At 64.8% G+C, this 12,766-nt stretch carries 10 protein-coding genes, 1 tRNA gene and 1 pseudogene; 4 read left to right on the top strand and 8 right to left on the bottom strand.

The genetic code is table 11. The annotated features are described in order from the left end of the window. Positions 1–7 precede the first annotated feature (7 nt). The 3 genes from bcsZ to AC2YJX_RS13240 form a co-directional block, all read right to left on the bottom strand. Entirely contained in the window at positions 8–1,174 is a 1,167-nt protein-coding gene (bcsZ, locus tag AC2YJX_RS13250) for a cellulose synthase complex periplasmic endoglucanase BcsZ (RefSeq protein WP_487256287.1), read from the bottom strand. Positions 1,175–1,402: 228 nt separating this feature from the next. Then, positions 1,403–1,478, bottom strand: a tRNA-Lys gene (locus AC2YJX_RS13245). 84 nt (positions 1,479–1,562) lie between these two features. Next, positions 1,563–2,447, bottom strand: coding sequence for an NAD(P)-dependent oxidoreductase (locus AC2YJX_RS13240; protein ID WP_199726966.1), 885 nt, complete (start codon positions 2,445–2,447; stop codon positions 1,563–1,565). Positions 2,448–2,576: 129 nt separating this feature from the next. Here AC2YJX_RS13240 and AC2YJX_RS13235 point away from each other — a divergent pair, with 129 nt between their 5' ends. Then, positions 2,577–3,458 (top strand): alpha/beta hydrolase, encoded by an 882-nt coding sequence (locus tag AC2YJX_RS13235; protein WP_228896605.1) that lies wholly within the window; start codon positions 2,577–2,579, stop codon positions 3,456–3,458. Between the two features lie 30 nt (positions 3,459–3,488). Here the strand turns inward: AC2YJX_RS13235 and AC2YJX_RS13230 are convergent, their stop codons facing one another. Next, complete coding sequence (locus AC2YJX_RS13230) at positions 3,489–4,466, bottom strand: GMP reductase (RefSeq protein WP_121420842.1); 978 nt, start codon at positions 4,464–4,466, stop codon at positions 3,489–3,491. A 225-nt stretch (positions 4,467–4,691) separates the two neighbouring features. Continuing rightward, entirely contained in the window at positions 4,692–5,411 is a 720-nt protein-coding gene (locus tag AC2YJX_RS13225; protein WP_487256286.1) for a hypothetical protein, read from the bottom strand. A gap of 44 nt (positions 5,412–5,455) precedes the next feature. Here AC2YJX_RS13225 and AC2YJX_RS13220 point away from each other — a divergent pair, with 44 nt between their 5' ends. After that, positions 5,456–7,909, top strand: a complete 2,454-nt coding sequence (locus AC2YJX_RS13220; RefSeq protein ID WP_487256285.1) for a UvrD-helicase domain-containing protein — start codon at positions 5,456–5,458, stop codon at positions 7,907–7,909. Between the two features lie 7 nt (positions 7,910–7,916). After that, the gene (locus AC2YJX_RS13215; protein ID WP_487256284.1) at positions 7,917–8,435 is read left to right on the top strand and encodes a hypothetical protein; all 519 of its coding nucleotides are present in this window, start codon (positions 7,917–7,919) and stop codon (positions 8,433–8,435) included. Positions 8,436–8,487: 52 nt separating this feature from the next. Here AC2YJX_RS13215 and AC2YJX_RS13210 read toward each other — a convergent pair. Beyond that, a pseudogene (locus AC2YJX_RS13210) lies at positions 8,488–9,251 on the bottom strand (SDR family oxidoreductase). Positions 9,252–9,367: 116 nt separating this feature from the next. Between AC2YJX_RS13210 and AC2YJX_RS13205 the strand changes: the two are divergent. Continuing rightward, positions 9,368–10,282 carry an AraC family transcriptional regulator gene (locus AC2YJX_RS13205; protein ID WP_487256283.1) on the top strand — a complete coding sequence of 305 codons (915 nt, stop codon included), beginning with the start codon at positions 9,368–9,370 and terminating at the stop codon, positions 10,280–10,282. A gap of 81 nt (positions 10,283–10,363) precedes the next feature. Here AC2YJX_RS13205 and AC2YJX_RS13200 read toward each other — a convergent pair whose 3' ends face one another. Next, positions 10,364–11,515, bottom strand: coding sequence for a DUF1513 domain-containing protein (locus AC2YJX_RS13200; RefSeq protein ID WP_487256363.1), 1,152 nt, complete (start codon positions 11,513–11,515; stop codon positions 10,364–10,366). A 91-nt stretch (positions 11,516–11,606) separates the two neighbouring features. Continuing rightward, complete coding sequence (locus tag AC2YJX_RS13195; protein WP_487256282.1) at positions 11,607–12,713, bottom strand: imelysin family protein; 1,107 nt, start codon at positions 12,711–12,713, stop codon at positions 11,607–11,609. Positions 12,714–12,766 lie beyond the last annotated feature (53 nt).

The following is a 12,766-nucleotide window of genomic DNA, read 5'->3' as shown; positions in this document are numbered from 1 at the left end:
GCCGCTGTCAGGACTTGGTTCTCTGCGGCAGCAGTTGGCCCCCGGATGAAAACCGGTACCTCCCCTCCATCCAGCCCAGTCCGAACAGGGCCAGAGTCTGTTCATAGTACGCCGTGGATCGCACGGGATTCGCGACGAGGCGGCTGAGCTGCCCTTTCAATGCAGCACTATCGCCTTGCGCCTGCAAAAAGGGCAGCATCGCTGCCGTAAAGCCTGCCGGACCGGGGCCTGAGCCCTGTCCTGTCAGTACATCAATCGATTCAGGTGGGTACCCCTGTTCGCGCACGTATCTCGCCATGGGGGCCAATGCAGAAAGTAAGGGCTTGCGGCCAGGTGCGGCAGGGTGCAGCATGCCTGCCCACAGGTAGACGCGAATCGCGTTGTAGGCGCCCTGGCCTTTTTCCTTGCCTTTTTCGTCAATGAGAAAGCCTTGCCGTGCGTCGTACAAGGTCCAGTCAGGGGCGTAGCCTTTGGGGGAGGCTCCCACGATGATTTTTTCAGAACTTTGAATGAGCTGCCTCCAGGCAGGGAGGGGGTAGAGCGTGGCCAGCCGTTGCATGACCTGCAACGGCATATAGCTTGGGTTGAGTTTCCATCGGCCTTCGGCCTCCACAAAGCCGCTTGGCGCAGGGAGCAGGCTCGGCCCCAGGCCAGGGAGGTCTGCGGTCTCCTCTGCAATGATGCGGGCGGCCAGACGAGCCCCCAAGGCGCGATATTGTGGGGCGTTCCACAGGCGTGCAGCCTCGCCCAAGACATAGGCAATCCAGATGTCAGCGTCGGAGGCCGCATTGCTGTCAATAACGCCCCAGGTTCCGTCCGGCCGACGGCCCCACAGCCACGCGGGCAGGCGTGCGCCCAGGTCTCCACCGCTCAGGTTGTTCTCGGTCCAGCGCAGGAGGGTGTCGAAACCCTTGCGGTCATTGGCGACCAGGGCAAAGAAAAGTCCGTAAGCTTGGCCTTCCGAGTAGGTGCGCCCTCCCTCCCCGTCGTCCGAGATCACCCGGCCTTGCTCGCTGGTGAATTGGGTCTTGAAGGTATCCCAGGCAGGCCATTGGCCGCCGCGCGCCAAGCCTGCCACTGCTTGCTCCTGCCCTTGCGCGCGTGACAGCGTGGCGGGCGCGAGCAGGCTCAGTCCTGTGAGAAGTGCTGTCCGTCTCAGGAGCATTGGAGTCATGAAAATCCTCGTGTTGCAATACCAACAGGAACGGGTTCTTCTGGATAGCCTATGGTGCACAGCGCATATGTGCGAGCACGATGAGGTTATTTTGTAACCTGAAGATGCTGCTGAGAACGGAGCCGGCCGAGGAAGGGGTGTGTTGTGCCTCTTTCGTAGCCAGAAAAAACAAAAAAGCCGACGCTACATTGAAGTAGCACCGGCTTTGTGCGCCTTGCGGCTTTTGTTTGGTGGGTCCTGAGTGACTCGAACACTCGACCTACGGATTAAGAGTCCGCTGCTCTACCAACTGAGCTAAGAACCCAAACTTTTTATAAATCTGTCTGCATTGCTGCAGAGCCTCGAATTATGCACTAGTTTTTTCTGGCTTGGCAAGCAACCCAGAAAATTATTGCATGGCATTGCGGCTGGCGAGTTCGACAAACAGACCACTGTGGTCCAGTTCGCCCAAGCCATGATCTACGCCTTCGGCATAGAGGGTCTCGAACAGGGCTGTGATGGGCGCGTCGAAGCCGATCTCGCCGGCCGTCGCCAGGGCGTTGCGCATGTCCTTGAGCTGCACGGCCATGCGGCCGCGTGGGGCAAAGTCACGCTCCACCATGCGCTGGCCATGCAGTTGCAGGATGCGGCTGTCGGCAAAACCTCCCTGAATGGCTTCGCGCACCTTGGCCATGTCTGCGCCGCCCTTGGCTGCAAACAGCAATGCCTCGGCCACCGCGCCGATGGTGATGCCCACGATCATCTGGTTGGCCAACTTGGTGAGCTGGCCCGCGCCGTGCGGGCCCACATGGGTGGCGCGTCCGCAGGCGGCGAACACGGGCTGGGCCTGCGCAAAGTCTTCAGGGCGCCCGCCCACCAGGATGGCGAGCGTGCCGTTTTCTGCTCCCACCGTCCCACCTGATACAGGTGCATCCAGGTGGGCCAGGCCCATCTCGCCCAGGCGGGCGGCGTGGTCCCGTGCTTCGCGGGGCTGGATGGAGGCCATGTCGATGAAGAGGGCGCCTTTGCGCATCGCCTTGGCCGTTCCGGATTCGAACAGGACGTGTCCTACGACAGGGCCGTTTTCCAGCAGGCTGATCACCATATCGGCGTTCTGGACCGCTTCGGTGGGCGAGGCATGGACGGTGATGCCAAACGCTGTCAGGGGCTCCGCCTTGGCTCGGGTACGGTTCCACACCTGGACCTGATGGCCGGCTTCCTTGAGGCGGCGTGCGATGGGGCGGCCCATCATGCCAATGCCCAGGACTGCAATGCGAAGCGGGGTGGTGGTCATGGCGTCATTCATCCGGGATCGTTGTCTCTGTGTGCATCATGTGCCTTTTTGGTGCATCACCCTGTCACGGAGCTTGCAGCATGGCTAGATTGGAATGATGATGCCGCACAGCCCCAGGAGACCCTACCCATGACCTTGCCCCTGCATGACCCCGCCTGGCTGGAGCGCATGTACAACAACCGTGCTCTGGTGCCCGACCACATGGACTACCTGCAGCGCTGGGCACGGGATTCTGCGCAGGTGCGGGCCAACGTCCCTTGTGTGCTGGATGTGGCCTATGGCAGCGGTGCAGGGGAAACCCTGGACGTGTTTCCGTCTGCACGTACCACGGGCGGGCCGGTGCCTGTGCTGGTGTTCATCCATGGCGGCTACTGGCGGTCGCTCGACAAATCCGATCACTCTTTCATTGCGCCGCCTTTTACCCAGGCCGGGTTTTGTGTGGTGGTGGTGAACTATGCGTTGTGCCCAGGCACCCCCGAGGCGCCGGTGACCATTCCGCACATCGTGCGGCAAATGGAGAAAGCACTGGGTTGGGTGTGGCACCACGTTGCCGCCCATGGGGGCGACCCGAAGCGGATTACCGTGGCAGGGCATTCGGCGGGAGGCCAACTGGCGGCCCTGCTGCTCACCAGTGTGTGGCCGCTGATCGGTGACGGTCTGCCGGATGGGCTGGTGCGCAATGCGCTGTCGATCTCCGGGGTCCACGATCTGGAGCCCATCATGCACACCCCCATGTACCAGACGGTGCTGAACCTCACGGAGCAGCAAGTGCTGCAGTGCAGCCCGGCGCGCCTGCTGGAGCCCGCCATCGGTACGCTCTATTGCGCCGTGGGGGCGGATGAAAGCCCCGAGTTCCTACGGCAGAACCAGTTGATGCAGAACGCCTGGGGCAGCCACTTCGTGCCCCGTAGCGTGGCATTACCCGGACTGCACCACTTCAGCATCGTCGATGCGCTGGCCCAGCCGGGGCACGACCTGCACCACATGGCGCAGAACCTGCTGCGGGCCTGACCTCGCGTTGATCTCGGCCCGGGTGCTGGTTTACATCAGCAGGTGCTCACCCGCGTTGTCGCCGCCCAGGATCACATAGTTGACCTTGCGCACGTCCATCAGCTTGGTGCCGCCAGCGTAGCTGATGGAGCTTTGCACATCCTGCTCCATCTCGATCAGCGTCTCGGCCAGCTTGCCCTTGATGGGCTCCAGGATGCGCTTGCCTTCTACGTGCTTGTACTCGCCCTTGTTGAAGTCGCTGGCTGAGCCGTAGTACTCCTTGAACAGAGCGCCGTCCACCTCCACCGTCTTGCCGGGGGACTCTTCATGGCCTGCGAACAGCGAGCCGATCATCACCATGCTGGCGCCAAAACGGATGCTCTTGGCGATGTCGCCATGGCTGCGGATGCCGCCGTCGGCAATGATGGGTTTGGTGGCCACGCGGGCACACCACTTGAGGGCCGACAGCTGCCAGCCGCCCGTGCCAAAGCCGGTCTTGAGTTTGGTGATGCACACCTTGCCCGGGCCCACGCCTACCTTGGTCGCGTCGGCGCCCCAGTTTTCCAGATCGATGATGGCTTCAGGCGTGGCCACGTTGCCAGCAATCACAAACGCCTTGGGCAGGTGCTGCTTGAGGTAGCCAATCATGTTCTTCACGCTGTCGGCATGCCCATGGGCGATGTCGATGGTGATGTATTCGGGCGTGAGGCCCAGTGCCACCAACTGGTCCACGGTGTCGTAGTCGGGTTGTTTGACGCCCAGTGAGATCGAGGCGTAGCAGCCCTTGGCGTGCATGTCCTTGACGAACTGAATATTGTCCAGGTCAAACCGGTGCATGACGTAGAAGTAGCCGTTCTGGGCCATCCAGGTACAGATCTTTTCGTCCACCACCGTTTTCATGTTGGCGGGTACCACGGGGATGCGGAACGAGCGGCCGCCCAGCTCCACGCTGGCGTCGCATTCCGAGCGGCTTTCCACGCGGCATTTGCGGGGCAGCAGCAAAACGTTGTCGTAATCGAAGATTTCCATGAGATTCCAAGCTCCTTTGAAAAGGTCGCCTGCAAAGGATTTCGCGGGCGTGGGCGCTTGGCTTGGGACCGGCTTTGTGGGCACTGGCGTGGTGGCCAGCTCCGAACCTCGCAGATTGCGCGGGCACAAAAAACCGGGCGTCAAGAAACTTGGGCCCGGTGATTGATTCTACCCGTCTGCCTGGCAGACCCTATAACCGTGCGGGTATGACCGGTATCACCGATGTCATCGGCAGGTGGACTGCGCAGCCGCCAGGACGCTGCCCTGGGCGTCCTGCACCCAGCCCACCATGCGCAGCCGCTCGGCCTGTGCGCCTTCTGGGATGCGCATGGACCGGGTTTCCATCCATTTCATTTGTTCTTTTTTTGATAGCTTTTCGCGCTTTTCCCACGTGCCGTGGAGCATGTTTCGAACCATATTTCGTGCCACTTTCGTGCCTTCGGTGCCTGCAGGCACGGATTCGACAAGCAGCAGGTAAAAGTCCATGGCTCCGGGCGTTGCTACGTTGCGCTGCGCAGCGCGCTGCAGGGGCGTGAACGCGATGGCCGCGCCCAGGTAGTCGTTGAACGGCATGCCGTGGGCCACGCGCAGGCGGGCGGGCGTGGCGGCCTCGATGGCGGCAGTGTGGACATCGGTGGTGACAGGGGGCTTGCGGCCCAGGGTCTGCAGGCGGGCCAGGGCGTCGTTGGTGGCGGCGGCCGACAAGGGCGCTTCGTCACCGGCCTTGCCCGGCACGATCCAGTCCAGCACCGCCACGCCCGCCGTGGCAGAGGGCGCGGGGGTGGTCGCATCGCTCCAGCAGGCTTCGCAGTCGGCACTGATGAAGCGCTCGAAAATGGCCACGGGCTGTGGGATGCCGTCACTGCTGCAGCTGGTCTGGGCCAGCGCTGAGGCTGTGTAAGTGAGGACCAGGACGCTGGCCAGGGTGCGGGCAATGTTTTTCATGGTCGGTCGGGGGAGGGTGCCGGGGCGCTTTCTACAATGGCCGCATGTTCCCACAAGACCCGTTCCCGGGTGCACCCGAAGCCTTGGTGCCCCCACACGCTGCTGCGGCCTCGGCTGCATCGCCCCTCCTGGCCAATCTGAACGACGAGCAACTGGCGGCCGTCACGCTGCCCGCAGGCCACGCACTGATACTGGCGGGCGCAGGCTCGGGCAAGACGCGTGTGCTCACCACCCGCATTGCCTGGCTGCTGCAAAACGGCTATGCCACGCCCGGTGGCATTCTGGCTGTCACCTTCACCAACAAGGCTGCCAAAGAGATGGTGGCGCGTCTGTCCGCGATGCTGCCCGTGAACGTGCGTGGCATGTGGATCGGCACCTTCCACGGCCTGTGCAATCGCCTTTTGCGCGCGCACCACAAGGCGGCGGGCCTGTCGCAGTCCTTTCAAATTCTGGACACGCAAGACCAGCTATCGGCCATCAAGCGCCTGTGCAAGCAGCACAACGTGGACGACGAGCGTTTTCCGCCCAAACAGCTGGCGTATTTCATTGCCAATTGCAAGGAAGAAGGCCTGCGCCCCGCCAACGTGGAGGCGCACGACAGCGACTCGCGCAAGAAGGTCGAGATCTACCAGCTGTACGAAGAGCAATGCCAGCGCGAAGGCGTGGTGGACTTTGGCGAGCTGATGCTGCGCAGCTACGAGCTGCTGCGCGACAACGACCCGATCCGCGAGCACTACCAGCGCCGGTTTCAGCACATCCTGGTGGACGAGTTTCAGGACACCAACAAGCTGCAGTACGCCTGGCTCAAGCAGCTGGCGGGCAACGAGGTGGACGGGCGCTTTGAGGCGCGCGGCAGCGTGATTGCCGTGGGCGACGACGACCAGAGCATCTACGCCTTTCGCGGTGCGCGCGTGGGCAACATGACCGACTTTGTGCGCGAGTTTGATGTGCAGCGCCAGATCAAGCTGGAGCAGAACTACCGCAGCTACAGCAACATTCTTGATTCGGCCAACGCCCTCATCAGCCACAACAGCCGCCGCCTGGGCAAGAACCTGCGCACCACGCAGGGCGCGGGCGAGCCCGTGCGCGTGTACGAAGCCAGCTCCGACCTGGCGGAGGCGCAGTGGATGGTCGATGAGATCAAGCAACTCGTGCGCAACGACGGCTTTGAGCGCAAGGAAATCGCCGTGCTCTACCGCAGCAATGCGCAAAGCCGGGTGATCGAATCGGCGCTGTTCAATGCCAGCGTGCCCTACCGCGTGTACGGCGGTCTGCGCTTCTTCGAGCGCGCCGAAATCAAGCATGCGCTGGCCTACCTGCGCCTGCTGGAGAACCCACACGACGACACCAGCTTCACCCGCGTCGTCAACTTTCCGCCGCGTGGCATTGGCGCGCGCAGCATCGAAGTGCTGCAGGACGCGGCCCGCGCTGCCGGTTGCTCGCTGCACGACGCGGTGAGCGCCGTGCCCGGCAAGGCGGGCGCCAACCTGGGCGCGTTTGTCGCCATGGTGGATGTGCTGCGCGAGCAGACCCAGGGCCTGAACCTGCGCGGCATCATCGAGCAGATGCTCGAATCCACGGGCCTGGTGGAGCACTTCCGCACGGAGAAGGAAGGCGCCGACCGCATCGAGAACTTGCAGGAACTGGTCAACGCTGCCGAGAGTTTTGTCACGCAGGAAGGATTTGGCCGCGACGCCGTGGCCCTGCCACTGGACGAGCATGGCACGCCGCTCACGCAAAGCGCTGTCAGCCAGGGGCTGGACCCCAACGCACCGATGCTGGACGAACCCCTGAAGCCCGCCGTGCCGGGCATCGTGGACGCCGACACCGGCGAAACCCTCTCGCCCCTGGCCGCCTTCCTGACCCACGCCGCGCTCGAAGCGGGCGACAACCAGGCCCAGGCTGGCCAAGACGCCGTGCAACTGATGACCGTGCACGCCAGCAAGGGCCTGGAGTTTGACGGTGTGTTCATCGGCGGCATGGAAGAGGGCCTGTTCCCCCACGAAAACTCCGCCAGCGAGCGCGATGGCCTGGAGGAAGAGCGCCGACTGATGTATGTGGCCATCACCCGCGCCCGCAAGCGCCTGTACCTGAGCCACTCGCAAACGCGCATGCTGCATGGGCAGACGCGCTACAACATCAAGAGCCGCTTTTTTGACGAGCTGCCCGAAAGCGCGCTCAAGTGGATTACGCCCAAGCAGCAAGGGTTTGGATCGTATGCTCCTAATTCAGGAGCTGGTAGCGCTTATCCATCAAGCGCTAGAGGCCAATTTGGCTTTAAATCCGAGACATTCGCCAGCCCACCGGTGCCCGTGCAAAAGACCGCGCCGTCCCACGGCCTGCGCGCAGGCATCAACGTGTTCCACACCAAGTTCGGCGAAGGCAAGGTGCTGGCCATCGAGGGCACGGGCGACGACGCGCGTGCGCAGGTCAACTTCCCGCGCCATGGCACCAAGTGGCTGGCGCTCAGCGTGGCCAAGTTGACGGTGGTGGATTGACGCTAAGGTGATCGTTTTTGTCGGCAGGTTTATGCGCTTGCATTTTCGTCCGCGCGTGCTCGGCATCGCCTTGACCGTGGTGGCTTGCGCGTCGTTGGCACTCTGGGTGAGTGCATGGCTCTTTCTCATCTCCCAAGAGGACTTCACGCCTAAGCGGGGCACGCTCACCTATTACCTCGGGATTTCTTCGCTGGTGCGCGGCGCTCCTGCGGTGGGGGTTGCGACGGAGCCGGAGTACTTTGGAACAGTGGGTGACGGCAACAAGCAACCACGCTCGGAGGTGTCGTTTGAAGTTTCTCGCAACGATATGGGCCGGGCTGTGGTTGCCGTCAACGCCTACCTGCTGCAAAACGGCCTGCAAGAGCGTGCGTTGGAGCCATCGGAACTGGAGGCTGTGCAAGCGCACAACGGCTACTTTGTGCGTTATGCCGAATACGCGTCTGTAGCGGACGGGGTTGTTGCTGTGACGGTGCAGCCGGTACGCCCAGGGGTGTTGTATAGCGTCACGGTCAGCCATTACGAGTGACTGGACCAAGGTGCCGGGTGCCCGGTGCGTGGCAATGGTTTGCTGGGTGCTCTTAAGCCACAGCAAGCTCACCCACCGTCGCTTCCGCCAGCGCCACCGCATCTGCCCCCGCCGCATACCGCAGGCGGTCTGACGCATCGTTCACCGCCGCCCACACACCCTCGGCCACATCCTGTTCGGTCGTCACGGCGGCTGGCTGCCCCAGGGCTGCAAAGATTGACTGGGCGTAGGGAGCGTAGGCGGGCGGGATCAACCCCTGCATGCGCTCCGCGCCGTTGGCGGTGAACTGGGTGGTGGGCGCGTAGCCGGGCTCGACGAGTTTCACGCGGACGCCAAATGCCGCCAGCTCGAACGCCAGCGATGCGGTGAATCCCTCGATGGCCGTCTTGCTTGCGGTGTACGCCGCCACCAGCGGCATGGGCGCCAGCGTGGCGCTGGAGGTGACGTTGACCACCAGGCCTGCACGCCGCTCGCGCATCTGCGGCAACACGGCCTGGGTCATCGCCATGGTGCCGAAGGTGTTGGTGTCGAAGATGTCACGCACCGTGGTCATGGGCGTGGCCTCAAAGGCGCCGAACAGCCCAGGCCCGCGTTGTTCACCAGTACGTCGATGGGGCCAGCGGCCTGTAATGCCTGGGCGATGCTGTTGGGCGCTGTGACGTCCAGCGGTAGAACGCGCACGCGGTCTGATGCGGGCAACACGTCAGCGCGCGGGGTGCGCATGGTGGCAATCACGTTCCAGCCCTGGGCGTGAAAGTGGTGGGCGGTGGCCAGGCCGTAGCCAGACGAGCAGCCGGTGATGAGAATGGTCTTCATGGTGAAACTCCTTGTGGATGGTGGATGGGAACAGATGGAAGGTGGTGCAACGATATCGGGCCAAGACTGGATTAACTACAATCCAAAGTCCAATTTTTATTTGCAGGAGTCCGGCTGTGGTGGATCCCCTCGCCCAAGTGATTGCGCTGCTGCGGCCGCGCGCCGTGTTCTCCAAGGTGATCAGCGGCGCGGGCGCCTGGGCCGTGCGTTATGGGGAGTTCGGCAGTCCGAGCTTTTGCACCATGCTGGACGGCCAGTGCGTGCTGGCCGTGGCGGGGCAAGAGCCGGTGACGCTGGAGGCGGGCGACTTTGTGCTGATGCCCGCGACGCCGGGGTTCACCTTGTCGGGCATGGAGCAGCCACTGGCGCAGCCGGTGTTCATGGACCCCCAACGTTTGCCAGCGCCCGATGGCGAGCACGGGCTGCGCCATGGCACGCCCGACGGCCCGCCGGACATGCGCATGCTGGGCGGCTACTTTGAGTTTGATTCGCCCGACGCCGCGTTGCTGGTGTCGCTGCTGCCGGACCTGCTGCATGTGCGCGGGGTGGCGCGGCTGCCGACCCTGGTGCAACTGGTGCGGCAGGAATGCCTGGCCATGCTGCCCGGCCGAGACCTGGTGCTGGACCGTCTGGTGGAGTTGCTGCTGATCGAGGCCCTGCGGTCGAGCGACGAGGCGGGTACGCCCCCCGGGCTGCTGCGCGGCCTGGCAGACGCCCGCGTGGCGGTGGGCCTGCGCCTGATGCACAGCGCGCCAGAGCAGTCGTGGACAGTGGACGCGCTGGCGCGCGAGGCGGCGTTGTCGCGATCCACATTCTTTGAGCGCTTCTTGCGCGCCGTGGGGGTGCCGCCCATGGAATACCTGCTGGCCTGGCGCATGGCGCTGGCCAAGAAGCTGCTGCGCGGCAGCGACGGCCGCATAGGCATCGACGAAGTGGCCGCGCGCGTGGGCTACAGCTCGGCCAGCACCTTCAGCACCGCATTCAGCCGCCATGTGGGGCTGGCGCCCGGGCGCTTTGCGCGCCAGCCGTAGGCGTGCAGGCGGTTTGCTCAGTTATTTATAGCTGCTAGCGCTTATCCAGCAAGCGCTAGAGGCACTTTTGGCTTCAATTTTCTACGCTGCCAACACCCAGTGGTTGTCCAGCCGCACGCCTCGCAGGCTGCGGCCATGCGCGTGGCTCACAGGCGCTGCGGCCTGCGCGTTCTGCAGGCTGGCGCCCAAACCGCCCGCCCACAACGCGCCGCCGTGCACAGCCAGCGGGCAGACGTCGGGCAGCGGCACCAGCCCGCGCCATTCGCCCTGTGGCGTGTACGTGGCAATACCGTTGGCGCGCGGGCAGCTCACGGCCCAACCCGCAGGTGTGGCGGCCATGCTGCCGCCGTAGCCGTGGATGCTTTGCGCGATGTGCTCGGGCGTAGGCACCACCCGCAGAGCGGTGCCGTCGAACAGGGCCAGCACGGGGGCGGCGTCTTTGGCGGCGGTGTCGTCGTGTTCGGCCTGCAGGGCGATGCCCAGGGTCCGAGCATCGGGGCTCCAGGCCAGATGGCGCAGGCTCAGGCGCTGGTCTTGCAGGTGCCATTGGCCCAGCAGACGGCCGGTGTGGCCATCCAGCCGCACGATGGACGAATTCATGGTTGGCAGGTCGCGCTTCACCCGGCCGGTTTCGGGCGCGGTGGGCACGCCGCCGTTGGCAACGATGAGGGTGGGCGCGCCGTGGTGGGTGGTGCGCGTGTCCCAGGTCAGCTCATGGGCGTCGATGCCGTGGGTGGGCCATTCGGCCATTTTTTGCAGGGTGCGGGCGTCGCGCACGCCGACCCAGCTGGCGCCGGTTTCTGCATCCGTTTCGGTGGTGAACAAACGGGCCCCGTCTGCGCTGGCGATGACATGGCCGTTGAAGCTGCGCTCACCGTCCTGCCACAGCCATTGCGGCTCGGTGCGTTGGCCGGGCCACCACCGCACCAGCCAGTCGCCGGGGCGGCGGGCGGTGGCCAGCACCGAGCCATCGGGCAGCACAAAAAGGCCGTGGGCGCGGGTGGGGACCTCGAGCGATGCGTGGATCTGCAACGACTGCCCGGCGCCCGGTTGCGTGGACAGCAGCCCGATGTGAAAGCTGCCCTCGCGCTCCCACGCGGCGGCCAGGTGGATGGGAAGGCCTTTGGTACTGGCCCATGCCGTGTTGGGCGCTATGGACCAGGCGCCAAGGCTTGCTAGAGTGAGCAGCGTGTGGCGGCGATGGAACTGCGGGAAGCGGGGGGCGCGGCCCAAGGCGGGGGCCACCGCAGAACCGGCTTGGCCGGGCTGCGGGTGGCGTCCCCCTGGGGGGATGGCGCGCAGCGCCTCAGGGGGCGCTTCCAAGCTAGTCACCATCGGCGTCCGAGAATCCAATGCTCACCTGCAGCGCCGGTGCCACTTCGGATTCGGCCAGAAACTTGAGTGCGGCCAGATCCTTGGCGGTTTGCTGGATGGACGCCTTGTTCTGCACGCCCGCTTTTTGCACCTGCGCCATCGATGCATCGACCTTGCTGGCGGCTTGGTGCAGTTTGTCGGCCAGCGGGTTCAGGCCCTTGCCGCGCAAATACATCTCCAGCGGCACCAGCGCCTCGCCGGGCGCGGGTGTGGCGGCGTTCGCAGGCAGGGCGGTCACGCTGCGCAGGCCTGCCCAGGTGGCGGCCCAGGCGGCCAGGGTGTCGCCGCTGGCAGAACGGGGGTAGTCGGGGGTGCGGCTGCCAGATCCCGATCCAGCGGCGCGCAAGGGCTTTTCCATCTGCGCCCAGCGCAGGCGTTCGATGCCGCCCACCCATTGGTTCACAAACTCGCTGATGGCCTGGGTGGACTGCTCCTGTTCGTCCTCGGCGCCCCAGTCGGTGCCTGCGGCGGTGGTGAAGGCGGCTTGCAAGGCGGCGGATTCGCGGGCCACGTCCTGCGCCACTTCGTGTGCGTAGCTGCAGGCAGGGCTGCCGGGCTGCACGGGGCGGGTCCACAGCAGCCATTCCAGCGCGGGCAGGCCCTTGGCGGGGGTGCCGATGCGCTCGAACGCCTTGGCGCCTTGGGGCTGGGCGGCGATGGCTTTTTCGATCAGCGCGGGGCGGGTGGGTGTGAAGTCGATGGCGCGCTGGCTGCGGCGGGCGATGACGGGGCCTATCGACACAGCGGTCAGCTGCTCCCATGCGCGCGCTGTGGCCTGCCAAGCTGTGCGCGCGGCGGCCAGAGCCGTCTTGCTGTCACTGGCCGGGGCCTGGCACAGTGCGGCCACGGCGGGCGCCAGGGCGCGGGCGCTCTGGTCAAAGTCTTTGGCGCGGGGCAGGGCCCAATGCCCGTAGATGCCCTGCAGCGCGTGTACGGTGTCGTAGAACGGCACTGCCTCGCGCTGCCAGGCGGGGGCGGCAGCCGCTGTCTGGGCCTGCGTCGCTATGGGGGGCAGTGCGGTCAGCAGCAGGGCGGCAGCAAGGAGGGATGTTTTCATCGCCGGGCCGCCCCAAGATGAAAACGCGGCCCCCTCGGGGGGCAGCGACCCGC

This window comes from Acidovorax sp. SRI_002, assembly GCF_057586455.1.
The sequence above is the reverse complement of the archived record's forward strand: the minus strand, read 5'-3'. Positions and strand labels throughout refer to the sequence as shown.